General features: G+C 73.9%; 15 protein-coding genes. 6 read left to right on the plus strand and 9 right to left on the minus strand.

Annotated elements, in window-relative coordinates:
- Positions 1-16 precede the first annotated feature (16 nt).
- Both AC1Q5D_RS00470 and AC1Q5D_RS00475 read right to left on the minus strand, forming a co-directional pair.
- Positions 17-295 (minus strand): VOC family protein, encoded by a 279-nt coding sequence (locus AC1Q5D_RS00470; protein ID WP_481736590.1) that lies wholly within the window; start codon positions 293-295, stop codon positions 17-19.
- Between the two features lie 44 nt (positions 296-339).
- Entirely contained in the window at positions 340-759 is a 420-nt protein-coding gene (locus AC1Q5D_RS00475) for a YccF domain-containing protein (RefSeq protein ID WP_481736591.1), read from the minus strand.
- 246 nt (positions 760-1,005) lie between these two features.
- On the opposite strand from AC1Q5D_RS00475, the gene trmB reads away from it, so the two are divergent.
- Positions 1,006-1,779, plus strand: coding sequence for a tRNA (guanosine(46)-N7)-methyltransferase TrmB (trmB, locus tag AC1Q5D_RS00480; RefSeq protein WP_481736787.1), 774 nt, complete (start codon positions 1,006-1,008; stop codon positions 1,777-1,779).
- An 88-nt stretch (positions 1,780-1,867) separates the two neighbouring features.
- On the opposite strand, the gene AC1Q5D_RS00485 is transcribed toward trmB, so the two are convergent.
- The 6 genes from AC1Q5D_RS00485 to dnaK form a co-directional block, all read right to left on the minus strand.
- Complete coding sequence (locus tag AC1Q5D_RS00485; protein ID WP_481736592.1) at positions 1,868-2,392, minus strand: SRPBCC domain-containing protein; 525 nt, start codon at positions 2,390-2,392, stop codon at positions 1,868-1,870.
- A 22-nt stretch (positions 2,393-2,414) separates the two neighbouring features.
- Positions 2,415-3,341 (minus strand): alpha/beta hydrolase, encoded by a 927-nt coding sequence (locus tag AC1Q5D_RS00490; RefSeq protein ID WP_481736593.1) that lies wholly within the window; start codon positions 3,339-3,341, stop codon positions 2,415-2,417.
- A gap of 5 nt (positions 3,342-3,346) precedes the next feature.
- Entirely contained in the window at positions 3,347-3,766 is a 420-nt protein-coding gene (locus AC1Q5D_RS00495; protein ID WP_481736594.1) for a heat shock protein transcriptional repressor HspR, read from the minus strand.
- Between the two features lie 57 nt (positions 3,767-3,823).
- Complete coding sequence (locus AC1Q5D_RS00500; RefSeq protein ID WP_481736595.1) at positions 3,824-4,810, minus strand: DnaJ C-terminal domain-containing protein; 987 nt, start codon at positions 4,808-4,810, stop codon at positions 3,824-3,826.
- 178 nt (positions 4,811-4,988) lie between these two features.
- Positions 4,989-5,696, minus strand: a complete 708-nt coding sequence (locus AC1Q5D_RS00505) for a nucleotide exchange factor GrpE (RefSeq protein WP_481736596.1) — start codon at positions 5,694-5,696, stop codon at positions 4,989-4,991.
- 14 nt (positions 5,697-5,710) lie between these two features.
- Positions 5,711-7,567, minus strand: coding sequence for a molecular chaperone DnaK (gene dnaK, locus AC1Q5D_RS00510; RefSeq protein WP_481736597.1), 1,857 nt, complete (start codon positions 7,565-7,567; stop codon positions 5,711-5,713).
- Between the two features lie 338 nt (positions 7,568-7,905).
- Here dnaK and AC1Q5D_RS00515 point away from each other — a divergent pair, with 338 nt between their 5' ends.
- On the plus strand, positions 7,906-8,883 hold the full coding sequence (locus AC1Q5D_RS00515) for a trypsin-like serine peptidase (protein ID WP_481736598.1): 978 nt from the start codon (positions 7,906-7,908) through the stop codon (positions 8,881-8,883).
- 149 nt (positions 8,884-9,032) lie between these two features.
- Here AC1Q5D_RS00515 and AC1Q5D_RS00520 read toward each other — a convergent pair whose 3' ends face one another.
- On the minus strand, positions 9,033-10,850 hold the full coding sequence (locus AC1Q5D_RS00520) for a DEAD/DEAH box helicase (protein ID WP_481736599.1): 1,818 nt from the start codon (positions 10,848-10,850) through the stop codon (positions 9,033-9,035).
- Between the two features lie 388 nt (positions 10,851-11,238).
- On the opposite strand from AC1Q5D_RS00520, the gene AC1Q5D_RS00525 reads away from it, so the two are divergent.
- The 4 genes from AC1Q5D_RS00525 to AC1Q5D_RS00540 are packed head-to-tail and all read left to right on the plus strand — an operon-like array spanning position 11,239 to position 15,345.
- Positions 11,239-12,072, plus strand: a complete 834-nt coding sequence (locus AC1Q5D_RS00525; RefSeq protein ID WP_481736600.1) for a class I SAM-dependent methyltransferase — start codon at positions 11,239-11,241, stop codon at positions 12,070-12,072.
- A gap of 9 nt (positions 12,073-12,081) precedes the next feature.
- Positions 12,082-12,705 carry a LysE family transporter gene (locus tag AC1Q5D_RS00530; RefSeq protein ID WP_481736601.1) on the plus strand — a complete coding sequence of 208 codons (624 nt, stop codon included), beginning with the start codon at positions 12,082-12,084 and terminating at the stop codon, positions 12,703-12,705.
- A gap of 41 nt (positions 12,706-12,746) precedes the next feature.
- Positions 12,747-13,250, plus strand: coding sequence for a low molecular weight protein-tyrosine-phosphatase (locus tag AC1Q5D_RS00535; protein ID WP_481736602.1), 504 nt, complete (start codon positions 12,747-12,749; stop codon positions 13,248-13,250).
- A complete protein-coding gene (locus AC1Q5D_RS00540; RefSeq protein WP_481736603.1) occupies positions 13,240-15,345 on the plus strand; it encodes a chorismate-binding protein in 2,106 nt (701 codons plus the stop codon). The genes AC1Q5D_RS00535 and AC1Q5D_RS00540 overlap by 11 nt, the downstream gene beginning before the upstream one ends.
- The last annotated feature ends 7 nt before the right edge of the window (positions 15,346-15,352 follow it).

Raw genomic sequence — 15,352 nt, forward strand, 5'->3', positions numbered from 1 at the left:
GTTGAGTTTATTCCACTCAACTTTGGTTTGCCAAGGTGATATGCGGGCGGTCCCGGGCAGGGGAAGACCGGCGCGGGGCGGCGGGTCGGGCGGCAGCAAACGGCCCGGGCGGGTCCGGCCGGCCCGGCGGCAGCGGGTGGGAAGCCGGGCCAGGCCTAGCCGGCCGCGGCCCTCTCGAGCGCGGCCCTCCGGGGGTGCTGCCCGTGATCCGGGAATCCGGGAACACCGACGTGTAGAACTCGGCCGCCTCCTGGCCGCGGCCGTCGAACCAGAGGCAGTTGATGATGTCGCGCATGGGTCGGTCCTTTCCTGGGGCCGCCGGGCGCGGCGGCCGGGGCGCTAGCGGGCGGGCGGTCCGAGCGGCATCCGGGTGGTCGACGGAACGATCTCCCGGCCGAGCGGGACCAGCGAGACGGGGATGAGTTTGAGGTTGGCGATCCCGAGCGGGATGCCGACGATGCTCACGAACATCGGAATCGCGGTGAGGACGTGGCCCAGGGCGATCCACCAGCCGGCCACGACGATCCAGATGACGTTCCCGAGGGTCGACCACGCCCCACCGCCGTCCCGCCGGTCCACGAGCGTGCGGCCGAACGGCCACAGCGCGTAGTTCGCGATCCGGAAGGACGCGATCCCGAACGGGATCGTCACCACCAGCAGGCAGCAGACCACCCCGGCGAGCGCATAGCCCAGGGCAAGCCAGATGCCCCCGAAGACGAGCCAGATGACGTTGAGGACGGCGGCGAGCGCGGCATTCATGGTCCCCATTGTGGCCGCGCGGACGGCCCCCGGCCAGACGTGGGGGCGGGCGGTACCCTTGGTGCGGTGAGCACTGGAGAGAACCACCCCGCGGACGTGCCCGCCGCGGACGTCCCCGACACCCCGGACGCGGGCCTGCCGGCCGCGGGCGCCGCCGGCCCCGGCGTCCCCGCCGTCGACCCCCACCACAAGCCGCCGCAGCGCGGCCTCGCCGTCGACGACCCCCGCTACTACCGCACGCGGCCCGTGTCCTTCGTGCGCCGCGGGTCCCGGCTGCAGGGGCGCCGGCTGGAGGCGTGGGAACGCCAGGCCGAGCGGTTCATCGTGGACGTGCCGCGCGGGCGCGGGGAGACGTCCGTGGACCCCGACTACGTGCTCGACGCCGAGGCCGCCTTCGGGCGCCGCGCCCCGCTGACGGTGGAGATCGGATCCGGGCTCGGCGAGGCCGTCGCCCACGCGGCCGCCGAGCGGCCCGAGCGCAACTTCCTGGCCCTGGAGGTCTACCGTCCCGGGCTGGCGCAGCTGATGCTGCGCATCGAGCAGCGGGGCCTGGGGAACGTGCGCGCGGTCCAGGCCAACGCCCCGGAGGCCCTGGACGCCCTGCCGGCCGGATCGGTCGACGAGTTGTGGGTGTTCTTCCCCGACCCCTGGCACAAGAAGCGGCACCACAAGCGGCGCCTCGTCAACGAGTCGTTCGCGGAACAGGCGGCCCGCGCCCTCGCGCCCGGCGGCACGTGGCGCCTGGCCACGGACTGGTCCAGCTACGCCGAGCAGATGCGGCGGGTCCTCGAAGGCTCGGAGCACTTCGTGAACCTGAACCCGGGCGGTCGGGCCGGCGCCGACAGTCCGCTGGCGGCGGTCCGGCGCGGCGGACTCGAGGGGCACGACCCGGAGCCGGGGTTCTCGGACCCCGACGGCGGGTGGGCGCCCCGGTTCGAGGGCCGGATCCTGACCAGCTTCGAGCGCAAGGCCGGCAAGGCCGGGCGGCTCGTGTTCGACCTCGCGTACCGCCGGGTCTAGGCGGCGGGACCCACGAGACGACCTGTGTCTCCCTGGTGAGGGCCGGCGTGGCGCACGGACGGGCGCCCGCACGCGGGCCGGGACCGGCTCAGGGCTCGCGCGGGGGCAGCGCCGTCGACCCTTCCGGCCCGAACTCCTCCCGGTAGAGGCTCCAGAGGGAGACCCAGTCCTTGTCCGCCTCCTCGACGCACCCGCCGAGGGACTCGGCGAGGTGCGCGAGGCAGGCGTGCCAGCCGGCGCCGTCGCGCGCGCCGCGCCCCTGCGAGTCGATCGACGCCGCGAACACCAGCCGGGTGCCGGAGTCGTGCTCCTCGAGGGCGAGCCGCAGGGAGTCCGTCTCCCACGTGAACACGAGTTCGTGGCCGGTCTCCACGGAGACGACCTCGCCGCTCATGGCCTCGGCGTCCGGCTCCTCGGGGAACGTGAACTCGAGGGCCCGGCCGGGCGACCACTCGCCGACGACCGTGGCCGGGAACCAGGCCTTCAGCCCGTCGCGGGTGGTGACGGCCATCCAGGCGTCCCACCGGTTCACGGGCAGGTCCAGCCGATAGGTCAGGACCCAGCGGTGCCCCGCGGGCGCGAAGGACGCCGGCGGGATCGCGTGTGCGCTCATGGCAGGAGTCTAGGGCGTCCCGTCACGCCCGGCCCAGCGGCGGCAGGCCCGTCGTGGTGCGGGCGAGGTTGCGCAGCGACAGCGTCCCGGGGTCCCGGTACCCGTGCCGCGGGCGGGTCGCGGTCGGCACGAAGCGGGACGTGTTGTGTCCGGTCACGGGGAGCAGGCCGAGTTCGGGGAGGGCGCCGACCGGCATCCGCTCCCCCGGCGAGAGGGTCCGTCCGCTGAGGAGCCGGCCCGCGCGGGCCAGCCAGTCCCCGGCCGCCACGCCCTCCTGCAGGGCCGTGCCGGCCAGGCCCAGCCGGACGGGGTCGGCGGCCAGGCGCCGCGGCATGCCCGCGGAGCCGGTGGTCGTCAGCGCGTCGATGCGCGGACCCGGCGGGGCGTCCCGCGCGGCGAGCCGCTCGAGGGCGTGGGCGGCGAGCGTGGCCCCGTACGAGTGCGCCTCCAGCGCCGTGCGCGGGCCGTCGGGGCGCAGCCGGGCGAACTCGACGAGGTCGGCGAGGAGGCGGTCGACGCCGGCGCGTGCGGCGTGGTTGAACACGGCCCGCAGGAGCCCGGGCGAGGGATAGCCGAGCCAGGCGACGACGGCGGGGTCGTCCGCCCCGGCCGCCCGTTGTTCGAGCAGCAGCTGGCCGGCCTCCCTGGCCGTCCCCCACATCGCCGTGGCCGCGCGGATGCCCGAGCCCGAGAGCTGCCACGTCACCTGACCGGCGGTGTCGAGGTCGCCGACGGCGACGGCCGCGAGCGGCTCCCGGCCGTCGAGGTCCAGGTAGAGCAGCCGGCGGGGCGGGATGGTCCGGTCCATGGAGTGCGGGGACAGCGCGTGGACGACGCCGTCGAGCCCCGAGCGGTGGCGGGGCGGCAGGCCGTCCCGCACGGCCGTCGTGGCGCGCAGCCTCTCGTGGGCGGCCGCGCTGGCCTCCGCGTAGCTGGCCGGGCGTGGCACGGCGCTCAGGGCTGCGGGCGCCAGACCACGACGGCCTGGCTGCGCGGCCGCGGCCGCTGTCCGCGGGCGAGGGAGACGACGTCGCCGTGGGCGCCCGCCGCGAACACGCGGCTGAGCTCCGCGGACCTGCGGCGCACGTCCTCCAGCTCGTCCGTCAGCTCGCCGACGCGGGCCCTCAGCGCGGCGACCTGGTTCTCGAGGCTGAGGATGCGCTTGATGCCCTCGAGCGAGACGCCGTCCCGGGAGAGGCGCTGGACCTCGCGGAGCAGGTCGACGTCGTGCTGGCTGTAGCGGCGCTGCTTGCCGCGCTGGCGCGACGGCGAGACGAGCCCCAGCCGGTCGTACTGGCGCAGGGTCTGCGGGTGCAGCTCCGCGAGCTCGGCGGCCACGGAGATGACGAACACCGGGGTGAACCGGTCGGCCATGCCTCCTCCTTCCTAGGCCGCGCCCGCGGCCCCGCTGTGTGCCCTCGGCGGTTGCGCCTAGAGCGAGGCCTTCGAGGCGAGGCCCGCGCGCGGGTCCGCGCCGGCGGTGGCGGCCGCGAACGCCTTCACGGCCTCCTCGGCCTCCGCGGTGAGGTTCTGGGGAACGACGACGTCGAGGACGACGAGCAGGTCGCCCGTGGCCTTGGCGGTCTTGATGCCGCGGCCCTTGAGCCGCAGCGTGCGTCCGGAGCTGGACCCGGCCGGGACCTTGACCTTCACGGGTTCGCCCGTGAGCGTGGGGACCTCGATCTGCCCGCCGAGGGCCGCCTCCGCGAACGTCACGGGCACGTGGATGCGGATGTTGTTGTCCTCGCGCTGGAAGAACGGGTGCGGCTGGACGGAGACCTTCACGAGCAGGTCGCCGCTGCCGGCCGGACCGCGCTGGCCCTTGCCCTTGACGCGCACCGTCTGGCCGTCCTTGATGCCGGCGGGGATCCGCACGTCGATCACGTCGCCGCTGGCCTCACGCAGCCCGATCGTCGTGCCGCGCACGGCCCCGGCGAAGGAGATGCTCGTGGATGCGGTCCGGTCGGCGCCGCGCTGCGGGGCCTGCTGGAAGCCGCCGAAGCCCCCGAAGCCCCCGCCGCCGCCCCCTCCGAAGAGGTCCGCGAACTCGGGCGGCACCTGGCCGCCGCGGGCGCCCTGGAAGCCGCCCCCGCCGGCCGGCCCGCCGAAGAGGTTGGAGAAGATGTCCTCGAAGTCGGCCCCGCCGGGCGCCCCGTGGCCGCCGGCCTGGAAGCGGGCCCCCGAGCCCATGGCGCGGATGGCATCGTACTGGCGGCGCTCCTCGGGGTCGGACAGGACCGAGTTCGCCTCGGTGACGTCCTTGAAACGCTGCTCGGCCACCGCGTCGCCCGGGTTCGTGTCCGGGTGGTACTGGCGCGCGAGCTTGCGGTAGGCCTTCTTGATGTCGGCGTCGGATGCGTCCTTGGAGACGCCGAGGATCGCGTAGAAGTCCTTCTCGACCCAGTCCTGGCTTGCCATGGGTGGCGCTTCCTTCCCGAAAAACGTGGTGGGTGGTGGTGGAGAGCGGCGGGGGCCCGACCGGCTGCCCGGACCCCCCCCTTCCCTCCCCCCCCCCTGGAAAAACCCAAAAAAAGGGGGGGGGGGGGGGGGGGGAGGGGGGTGGTCCTGTCCTTTTCGCCCCCCCCCCCCCGGTGCGCTACTCCCCGGTGGAGACGATCACTTGGGCCGCGCGGATGACGCGCTCGCCCTTGCGGTAGCCGACCCGCAGGACCTGCGCGACGTGGTCCGCCGGGATCTCCGGGTTCGGCTGCTGCATGAGCGCCTCGTGGACGTTCGGGTCGAACGCGACCCCGTCCTCCGCGATCCGCTCCAGCCCGTGGCCGGACAGGATCCCGTCCAGCTTCCGGGCGACCGCCGCGAACGGGCCGTCCTCGAGGTCCCCGTGCGCCTTGGCGGCGTCCAGGTCGTCCAGGACCGGCAGCATGCTGGCCAGCACGGACTGCACCGCGAGTTCGCGCACGGCCTCGCGGTCCCGCTCGACGCGCTTGCGGTAGTTGACGTACTCCGCCTGCAGGCGCAGCAGGTCCTCGCGGAGCTCGGCCTCCCGCGGCGATTCCTCGCCCGGGGTGGCCGCGTTGAGGATCTGCTCGGCCTGGGACAGGGCGTCGCCCGAGTCGTGGGCCTCGCCGGCGACGGCGGGCTCGTGCCCGGGCTCCCCCGGCTGCGCGCCGCCGTCGGACTGGCCCGGCTGGGCCCCGCCGTCGGGCTCCCCGCCGGAGGGCTGGGCGCCCGCGGCGGGGTCCGCGTCGCCGCGGACCGCGCCCGTCTCGGGGTCGATCTTGCGCTTGTCGGTGAAGCGGATGGGCTCCTCGCCGTGCTCCGCCTCGTTGCCGTGGTGCGGCATGGTCGCTACCGCCTTTACTTCTTGTCGGTGTCCTCGTCGACGACCTCGGCGTCGACGATGTCCTCGTCCTGGCCGTCGTTGCCGGAGGGGCCCTCGGCGCCGGCGGCGGAGGCGTCGGCCTGCGCCTGGGAGTACAGGGCCTCGCCGAGCTTGGTCTGGGACGCCTGCAGCTTCTCGTAGGCGGCCTTGACCTCGTCGTCGTTGTCCTGCTTCTCCAGGGCCGCCTTCAGGGCGTCGACGTCGGCCTGGACCTCGGTCTTGACCTCCTCGGGCAGCTTGTCCGCGTTGTCCTTGATGAGCTTGTCCACGGAGTAGGCGGACTGCTCGGCGGCGTTGCGGGTCTCGGCGGCCTCGCGGCGGGCCTTGTCCTCGGAGGCGTGCTCCTCGGCCTCGCGCACCATGCGGTCGATGTCGTCCTTGGACAGCGCGGTGCCGCCCGTGATGGTCATCGACTGCTCGGTGCCGGTGCCCTTGTCCTTCGCGGAGACGTGGACGATGCCGTTGGCGTCGATGTCGAAGGTGACCTCGATCTGCGGGATGCCGCGGGGGGCCGGGGCGATGCCGGTCAGCTCGAAGGTGCCCAGCGGCTTGTTGTCGCGGGTGAACTCGCGCTCGCCCTGGAAGACCTGGATCGACACCGACGGCTGGTTGTCGTCGGCCGTCGTGAAGGTCTCGCTGCGCTTGGTCGGGATGGCCGTGTTGCGCTCGATGAGCTTGGTCATCACGCCGCCCTTGGTCTCGATGCCGAGGGAGAGCGGGGTGACGTCGATGAGCAGCACGTCCTTGCGCTCGCCCTTGAGGACGCCGGCCTGCAGGGCGGCGCCGACGGCGACGACCTCGTCCGGGTTCACGCCCTTGTTGGCGTCCTTGCCGGACATCTCGGCCACGAGGTCCGCGACGGCGGGCATGCGGGTCGAGCCGCCGACGAGGATGACGTGGGCGATGTCGGAGACCTTGATGCCGGCCTCCTTGATCACGTCGTGGAACGGCTTCTTGGTGCGCTCCAGCAGGTCGGAGGTCAGGTCCTGGAACTTGGCGCGGGACAGGTGCTCGTCCAGGTGGACCGGGCCCTCCGGGGTGACGGAGAGGTACTGCAGGGAGATGTTGGTGCTGGTCGCGGAGGACAGCTCCTTCTTGGCCTGCTCGGCGGCCTCCTTCAGGCGCTGGAGGGCGATCTTGTCCTTGGACAGGTCGGCGCCCTTCGCCTTGGCCTGGGCCAGCAGCCAGTCGACGATGCGCTGGTCCCAGTCGTCGCCGCCGAGGCGGTTGTCGCCGGCGGTGGCGCGGACCTGGATCGTGGAGAAGCCGTCCTCGTCCTTGCCGACCTCGAGCAGGGAGACGTCGAACGTGCCGCCGCCCAGGTCGAAGACGAGGATGAGCTCGTCCTCCTTGCCCTTGTCCAGGCCGTAGGCCAGGGCCGCGGCGGTGGGCTCGTTGACGATGCGCAGCACGTTCATGCCCGCGATCTCGCCGGCCTCCTTGGTGGACTGGCGCTCGGCGTCGTTGAAGTACGCCGGGACGGTGATGACGGCGTCGGTGACCTTCTCGCCCAGGTACGATTCGGCGTCGTGCTTGAGCTTCATGAGCGTGCGCGCCGAGATCTCCTGCGGCGTGTACGTCTTGTCGTCGATCTCCACGGTCCAGTCGGTGCCCATGTGGCGCTTGACCGAAGCGATCGTGCGGTCGATGTTGTTGACGGCCTGGCGCTTGGCGATCTCGCCGACGAGGACCTCGCCCGACTTGGAGAACGCGACGACGGACGGCGTGGTGCGCGCGCCCTCCGCGTTGGCGATGACGGTCGGCTCGCCGCCCTCCAGGACGGAGACGACGGAGTTGGTGGTACCCAGGTCGATGCCTACTGCACGGGACATGGAGTTCCTTCTTTCGATTGGAAACCAGCGGTGGTCCGCCCGGCCCCTGAGGGCTTGAGCGTTCTGCACTCAAGTCTAATCCGGACGCCGAAGCTGTCAACTCGAAGTTGAGCGGCGACGACTCAGGTTTCTTGCCGAGCACACAAAAACCCTAGTCAGACCCCATAGCCAATGAACGAATCGACGAGGGCGGGGCGGCGGATGGCCTTTTCGACAAGATCCGTGGACTTGCGCAGTTTTCTGCAAGAAGTGCTTTACACCGCGGTTCCGGGGCGGTAGGTTCCGTGGCGGACGGCCTCCCTGTGGCCGCCCCTCCACCACGAGAAAGGCACCCTCCCATGGGCAAAAAGCACCTTGGACTCGGCCTCGCGGCCATCGCCGCGCTCGCCACCTCCGCCCTCGCCGGCACCCCGGCCGGGGCCGCGCCGTCGGAGCACGCATCCGTCACCGCGCACCAGGTCACCGCCGAAGAGCGCGCGGGCGGCTACTGGACGGCCGAGCGCATGCGCAACGCCGTCCCCGGCAGCGTCCTGGCGGACCGGGCGCTCGAGCGCGGCACGAGGACGGCCGTCGAGGAGGTGGCGCGGGGCCTGCGCGAGCGGGTCCAGGGGACGAAGGCGCCCGCGCGGGAGAAGGGCAAGCCGGCGTCCAAGTCGCTGCACGCCGACGAGGTCCCGGTGCCACACATCGGCAAGGTCTTCTTCACCCTCGGCGGGCAGAACTACGTCTGCTCGGCCAACGCCGTGGCCTCCGCCAACCGGGCCACCGTGTCCACCGCGGGCCACTGCCTGAACGAGGGCCCCGGGGCCTTCGCCAGCAACTTCGTGTTCGTCCCCGCGTACGAGGACGGTGCCGCGCCGTACGGCCAGTGGAGCGCCGAGGGCCTCTACGCACCGAGCCAGTGGGTCAGCTCCGGCGACATGGCCTACGACACCGGCTTCGCCGTCGTCGCCCCGAGGGGAGGCCAGGAACTGGCCGAGGTCGTGGGCGCCTCCGGCGTCGAGTTCAACGCCTCCCGGGGCCAGACCTACAAGGCCTTCGGCTACCCCGCGGCCCACCCGTTCGACGGACAGAGCCTCGTCTCCTGCACGGGAGACGCGGCCAACGACCCGTACAACCCGCAGTTCAACTCGCAGGGCATCCCGTGCGACATGACCGGCGGCTCCTCCGGCGGCCCGTGGTTCCTCGGCACCAGCTCTTCCGGCTACCAGAACTCGGTGAACAGCTACGGGTACGGCAGCCGCTCCACGACGATGTACGGGCCGTACTGGGGCGCGGTCATCCAGAACGCGTACCAGACGGCGTCGCAGGGCTAGCCAGCCGACCGCCCACGCGAACGGGCGGCGCCGGATCCCCTCCGGTGCCGCCCGTTCGCGTGCCGCCCCTTCGTGCCCTCCCGCCGGCGGGCGGAGCCGGCCCGCGGACGTACCGCGGGCCAGCCGACGCGCCGCCGGCGGGCCGGGCGCTAGCCCTTCTGGTTGGACGCCGGGGCCGAGGCGCGGCGGTTGCCGCGGCGCGCTGCTCCCTGCGCGGCGGCCGCGGCCTGCTGGCCGAGGGCGTCCGCGATCGTGTGCCCGCCGGACCGGCGGGCCGGGGCCTGCTGCGGGCGCGACGTGGCGCCCGAGCGCTCGGCGCCGCTGCGCGGCCCCTTCGGCGCGCCCTGCGCCGGGCGTCCGGAACCGCCCTGGCCTCCGCGGCCGGACCCGGACGAGCCCGGCCGGGGCCCGCGGCCCGCGGGCACGGTGTCCTGCGAGCGGGACGCGGTGCGGGTCCCCCGGCGCGACCGGCGGCCCTCGGCGGCACCCTCGCCGGCGCCACCACGGCCCGCGTCCCCCCGCGTGCGGCCCCGCCCGGCGTCGCCGCGGGTGCGGCCCCGCCCGGCGTCCTCGCGCGCGCGGCCCCGCCCGGCGTCGTCCGCGGCGGGGAGCGAACGGCCGCCGCCGGCGGCCTGCTCGCGGCGCGCCTCCTGGCGCGACGCGCCGTCCTGGCCGCCGCCCTGGCCGGAGCGGCCACGGCCGCGCCGTCGTCCGCCGGAACGGGCGGCGGGCGCGGCGGCGCCGTCGCTCTCCGGCTTCCGCCGGCCCTGCTGCTGCTTCACCGGCGCCGCGTAGGCGACCGCCGCGGCCTTCTCGCCGCGCACGGCGGCGACGGCGTCGGCGTCCGGCAGGACGGACTCGAACGGAACCTTGAGGCCGGCGGCCTTCAAGAGGGCACGGACGTCGGCCTGCTGGTCGATCGTGGCGATCGTGACCACGGTGCCATCGGACCCGGCGCGGGCGGTGCGTCCGGAGCGGTGCAGGTAGGCCTTGTGCTCGGCGGGCGGGTCGATGTGCACGACGAGCTCGACGTTGTCCACGTGCACGCCGCGGGCGGCGACATCCGTGGCCACGAGGACCTTGGCGTCGCCGGAGGAGAAGGCGGCGAGATTGCGGTCGCGGGCGTTCTGCGACAGGTTCCCGTGCAGGTCGACGGCGGGGACGCCGGCCTTCGACAGCCACAGCGCCATCTTCTTGGCGTGGTGCTTGGTGCGCATGAACATGATGCGCCGGCCGGTCCCGGAGGCGAGCTCGAGCACGAGCTCCTTCTTCTCGTCCGGGTCGACGACGAAGACGCGGTGCTCCATGGAGTTCACGGCCGCCTTCGGCGCGTCGACGGAGTGCACCACCGGGTTGGAGAGGTACCGGGCGACGAGCTTGTCCACGCCGTTGTCCAGGGTCGCGGAGAAGAGCAGGTGCTGGATGCCCTTCGGCGTGCGGTCGAGGATGCGCTTGACGACGGGCAGGAAGCCGAGGTCGGCCATGTGGTCGGCCTCGTCCAGGACGGAGACCTCGACGCGGGAGAGGTCGACGCACTTCTGGTTCAGCAGGTCCTCGAGGCGGCCCGGGCACGCGATGAGCACGTCGACGCCCGCGTTGAGCTCGCGCTCCTGGCGCGACTGCGAGACGCCGCCGAAGACGACGGCGGTGCGCAGGCCCGCGGCCGTGGCCAGCGGCTCGAGCGTCCGGTTGATCTGGGTCGCGAGCTCGCGCGTCGGCGCCATGACCAGGGCGCGCGGGAACCGTGCCCGGCGCGGCTGCGGGTCCGCCGCCAGGCGGGCGACGACGGGGAGGCTGAAGGCGAGCGTCTTGCCCGAGCCGGTCTGGCCCCGGCCGAGCACGTCCTGTCCCTGCAGGGTCGACGGGAGGGTGGCCTCCTGGATCGGGAAGGCGGAGTCGATGCCCTGCGCGGAGAGGACGTCGGCCAGGTTGGCGGGCACGCCAAGGGAAGTGAAAGTGGGGCTCATGGCTGCTTTCGGTCGTGGGTCAGCGCACCGTGCGGGGCGCCGGATCGCCGAAGAAGCCGTGGAACGCGTGGGCCGCGGAACGCCCGGGGGCGTTCGGGTCCTCCGGCCGCCCCGGGCTGGGCCACGGCGGCGGGAGGGACATCTGTCGACGCGGGCCGCGATCGCGCCGCCGGACTGCGGCGGGCGGTGCGGACACCGTGGTCCAGTCTACAGGCGCCGCGCGCGGCGCGCCGCGAGCGGGATCACGTCGGGGACTCCGCCGTCGTCCCCCGGCACCGGCCCGAACGAGCGGCGGCGGCACCCCGGCCGGGCCTGGGCATCGCGGCGTTCGCGCAAGACAACGCAATGTTCGGGCGCGGGAGAACGGCAGGTCGCCTAGGCTCTGGACATGAGCGACGAGGTCTACACCCACGGGCACCACGCCAGCGTCGTCCGCGCCCACGCGCAGCGGACGGTCGACGACTCCGCACCCCACCTGCTCCCCCACCTCCGCCGCGGCATGGACGTCCTGGACGTCGGCTGCGGCCCCGGAACGATCACGACCGGGCTGGCGGCGCTCGTCGCGGGTGGCGACGGCGGGGGCGGCAGGGTGACCGGCCTGGACCGCTCCGAGGACGTCATCGCGCAGGCGCGGCTCCTGGCCGCCGACTCGGGCGTGGAAAACACGGCCTTCGAGGTCGGGAACATCTACGACCTGCCGTTCGAGGACGAGTCGTTCGACGTCGCGCATTCCCACCAGGTCCTGCACCACCTCGTCGATCCGGTCGCCGCGATCCGCGAGATGCGGCGCGTGGTGCGGCCCGGCGGCCTCGTGGCCCTGCGCGAGGCGGACTACGGGGCGATGACATGGCATCCGGCCTCCCGCGAGCTGAGCGACTGGGTCCGGATCTACGACGCGGAGTCGCGGGGCAACGGGGCCGAGCCCGATGCGGCCCGGCACCTGCTCGAGTGGGTGCTGGCCGCCGGATTCGAGGTGGAGCGCGTGCAGGCCACGGGGTCCGTCTGGGTCTACGGGACCCCGGAACGCCGACGGGCGTTCGGACACGCCTGGGCCGAGCGCGTTCTCGAGTCGAACTATGCGGCCCAGGCGCTGTCCGACGGGCTCGCGGAGCAGGCGGACCTGGAGCGGATCGCGGAGGGCTGGCGCAGCTGGGCCGCCGACCCCGCTGCCGTGTTCTTCATGCCGAGCGTGGAGATCATCGCGCGCGTCGAGGACGCCTAGAATCCCTTCGTGACTCCATCCCTCTGGCTCTCCCTCCTGGGTGCCTCCACGCTGATCAGCTTCACGCCGGGCGCGGGCGCGATCAACACGATGACCAACTCGCTCAACGCGGGCTTCCGGCGGTCGATCTGGGGCATCCTCGGGCAGCAGGCGGCCCTGGTGGTCCACGTTGTGGTCGTCGCGGCCGGCGTCGGCCTCCTGGTCGCCGGCTCGCCCCTCGCCTTCGCCGTGGTGCGGTACGCGGGCGCCGCCTACCTCGTGTATCTCGGCATCCGCCTCATCGCCTCGCGTCCCGTGGCCGACACGTCCGAACTCGACGTCCGGGCCAACGAGCCGGCGTGGTCCATGTTCCGGCGCGGCCTGTGGGTGAACCTGCTGAACCCGAAGGCGATCGTCTTCTTCCTGGCCTTCACGCCCCAATTCGTCCGGCCCGACTCCGCCATGCTCCCCCAGTACGCAGTGCTCATCGCGACGGTGGTGGCCGTGGACGTGCTCGTGATGTGGTTCTTCTTTGCCGCGGCCGCCAAGTCGTTCCGTCGCTTCACCCGCAACGTGCGCGGCCAGCGCGTCCTGAACATCGTTTTCGGGGCGCTGTTCATCCTCGTCGCCGCGCTGCTGGCGTTCGTCGGATAGCCGCGGCCCGCTCCCCGTCGCACTCCTCATAGACTGGATCCATGTACCGGATCACCGCAGTTTGCACGGGCAACATCTGCCGCTCCCCCATGGCCGAGTACATGATCCGCAACGCCTTGGAAGAGGCCGGGGTCGACGGCGTCGAGATCACCTCCGCCGGCACCAGCGACTGGGAGATCGGCAACCCCGCCGACCCCCGCGCCGCGGCCCTGCTCACGGCGGGCGGCCTCGACTCGAGCACGCACGTCGCGCGGCAGTTCACGCCCGAGGACTTCGCGCGGACCGACCTGGTCCTGGCCCTGGACACCGACCACTACACCGACCTGCGCCGCCTCGCCCCGACGCCCGCGGACCAGGCGAAGGTCCGCATGCTGCGCGGCTTCGACCCGGCCCTGGCCGGCAAGGGGATCGCCGACCAGGGGATCTACGACCCGTGGTTCGGGGACGAGAAGGACTTCGAGACCTGCCGGACCATGATCCAGGCGGCGCTGCCGGGACTCGTCGAGCACGTGCGCAGCCAGAGCACGGATGCCCGTGGCGCGTAGCGCGCCGCTCATCATCGCCGTCGACGGCCGCTCCGGAGCCGGCAAGAGCACCCTCGCCCTCGAGCTCGCGACCCTGCTCCGGCGGCACCGCGAGGTCTCCCTGTTCCACCTCGAGGACCTCTACCCCGGCTGGGACGGGTTGGCGGAGGGCATCGAGCGCTACGTGCGCACGGTGCTCGAGCCGCTGCACTGGGGCGAAACCGCCTGGTGGCGCGCCTGGGACTGGGTCGGGGACACGGACGGCGAGCGCCGCAGCACGGCCCCCGCCCCAGTCGTCGTCGTCGAGGGGGTCGGGGCCGCGTCGGCGGCCGCCCGCCGCTACGTGGACGCCGTGGTCTGGGTCGAGTCCGACGACGCCGAGCGCCGCTGCAGGGCCCTGGCCCGCGACGGCGACACCTACGCGCCGCACTGGGAGCGCTGGGCCGCCCAGGAGCTCGTGTGGCTCGCCGGCGCCGACGCGCCCGGGCCCGCCGACGTCGTCGTCGCGAACCACGGGACCGCCGCCGCAACCCGCACCCCCGAGGACACCCTGGCCGCCCTCCTGCACCTGCCCGGGCTGGCCCCGGTCCTGGCACCGGAACTCCACGAACGCGGCGCACGCCCCCCGCGCGGGACCGAGGTCCGGTTGCCGCCGGGGGCCACGGCCGCGGGCCTCTTTGAGCAGCTGTTCGGCGCCTCGGGCCACGCCGTGTTCCTCGATTCCTCCACGGCGGGCACCCCCGATCCCGGCCGCCGCAACCGCTTCAGCATCCTGGCCGACGACGGCGGCGCCCTCGGCGCCACGGCCCTGCACCGGAACGGGACCACCGAGGTCACGCGCGGCGCCGCGACCGTCCGCGTCCCGGGGCCGTTCTTCCGGTGGCTCGACACGGTGTGGGGCCGCCCGCGCCTGGCCGGCATGGGGCCGGACGCGCCCCCCGGCGCGCGGCCCCCGTCCGGCGACCGCGCGCCGTTCCGGCTCGGCTGGCTGGGCTGGCTCGGCTACGAGCTGAAGCGGGAGACCGGGGGGAGCGACGTCGCGACCTCCGGGGAAAGCCTCCCCGACGCGGCCCTGCTGCACGCGGGGCGCGCCGTGGTCGTCGACCACGAGGCGGGCTCCGCCATCCTGCTGGCCCTCGACGGGCCCGACGCCGGGGTGTGGCTCGAGGAGACCGCCGCGCGGATCGCGTCCGGCGGCCCGACGGCGGCGGGCGGGGGTCCCGACGCGGGCCCGGCCCTCCCGCCGGTGTCCCCGCCGCCGCGCTTCCGCGCCGCGGACACCCGCGACGCCTACCTGGCCAAGGTCCGGGAGGCCCAGGCGGAGATCCGGGACGGCAACACCTACGAGGTGTGCCTGACCACCCGGCTCCAGGCGAGCGCCGCCGCGGACGCCCTCGACCCCTGGCGGGTGTACCAGGCGCTCCGCCGGAACAGCCCCGCGCCCTTCGCCGCCTACCTCCGCTTCGGGGACGCGGTGCTGGCGAGCACGTCGCCGGAGCGGCTGGTCGGCATCGCCGCGGACGGCCGGATGCGGGCCGAACCGATCAAGGGCACCCGCCGGCGCTCCCCCGACCCGGCGGAGGACGCCCGGCTGCGCGGGGACCTGGCGGCCTCGCCGAAGGACCGGGCCGAGAACATCATGATCGTGGACCTGCTCCGCAACGACCTGGTCCGCTCCGCCGACCCCGCCACGCTCGCGGTCCCGCGCCTCTGCGCCGTCGAGACCCACGCGACCGTGCACCAGATGGTCTCGACCATCGACGCGACGCTGCGCCCCGAGGTGCCCCGCGCCGAGGCCGTCGCCGCCGCCTTCCCGGGCGGCTCCATGACGGGGGCCCCGAAGGTGTCCACCATGGCGATCCTCGACCGGCTCGAGGACGGCAGGCCCCGCGGCCCGTACTCGGGGGCGCTGGGGTACTTCTCGCACGACGGCGCCGCCGACCTCTCCGTGGTCATCCGCACCCTCGCAATGCACCGCGACGGGGACTGGCGCCTCTCCCTCGGGCTCGGCGGGGCCATCACGGCCGACTCCTTGCCCGAGGACGAATGGGACGAGGTCCGCACCAAGTCCCGCGGCGTGCTGGGCGCGCTGGGGGCCGCGTTCCCCGAGGACTAGGTCCGGG

The organism is Arthrobacter paludis (assembly GCF_056782315.1).

Excerpts from the sequence above, each read along its gene's own strand:
- AC1Q5D_RS00470 (WP_481736590.1), bottom strand. The coding sequence starts at position 295 with ATGCGCGACATCATCAACTGCCTCTGGTTCGACGGCCGCGGCCAGGAG.
- AC1Q5D_RS00475 (WP_481736591.1), bottom strand. The coding sequence starts at position 759 with ATGAATGCCGCGCTCGCCGCCGTCCTCAACGTCATCTGGCTCGTCTTC.
- AC1Q5D_RS00485 (WP_481736592.1), bottom strand. The coding sequence starts at position 2,392 with ATGAGCGCACACGCGATCCCGCCGGCGTCCTTCGCGCCCGCGGGGCAC.
- AC1Q5D_RS00495 (WP_481736594.1), bottom strand. The coding sequence starts at position 3,766 with ATGGCCGACCGGTTCACCCCGGTGTTCGTCATCTCCGTGGCCGCCGAG.
- AC1Q5D_RS00500 (WP_481736595.1), bottom strand. The coding sequence starts at position 4,810 with ATGGCAAGCCAGGACTGGGTCGAGAAGGACTTCTACGCGATCCTCGGC.
- AC1Q5D_RS00505 (WP_481736596.1), bottom strand. The coding sequence starts at position 5,696 with ATGCCGCACCACGGCAACGAGGCGGAGCACGGCGAGGAGCCCATCCGC.
- dnaK (WP_481736597.1), bottom strand. The coding sequence starts at position 7,567 with ATGTCCCGTGCAGTAGGCATCGACCTGGGTACCACCAACTCCGTCGTC.
- AC1Q5D_RS00515 (WP_481736598.1), top strand. The coding sequence starts at position 7,906 with ATGGGCAAAAAGCACCTTGGACTCGGCCTCGCGGCCATCGCCGCGCTC.
- AC1Q5D_RS00520 (WP_481736599.1), bottom strand. The coding sequence starts at position 10,850 with ATGAGCCCCACTTTCACTTCCCTTGGCGTGCCCGCCAACCTGGCCGAC.
- AC1Q5D_RS00525 (WP_481736600.1), top strand. The coding sequence starts at position 11,239 with ATGAGCGACGAGGTCTACACCCACGGGCACCACGCCAGCGTCGTCCGC.
- AC1Q5D_RS00535 (WP_481736602.1), top strand. The coding sequence starts at position 12,747 with ATGTACCGGATCACCGCAGTTTGCACGGGCAACATCTGCCGCTCCCCC.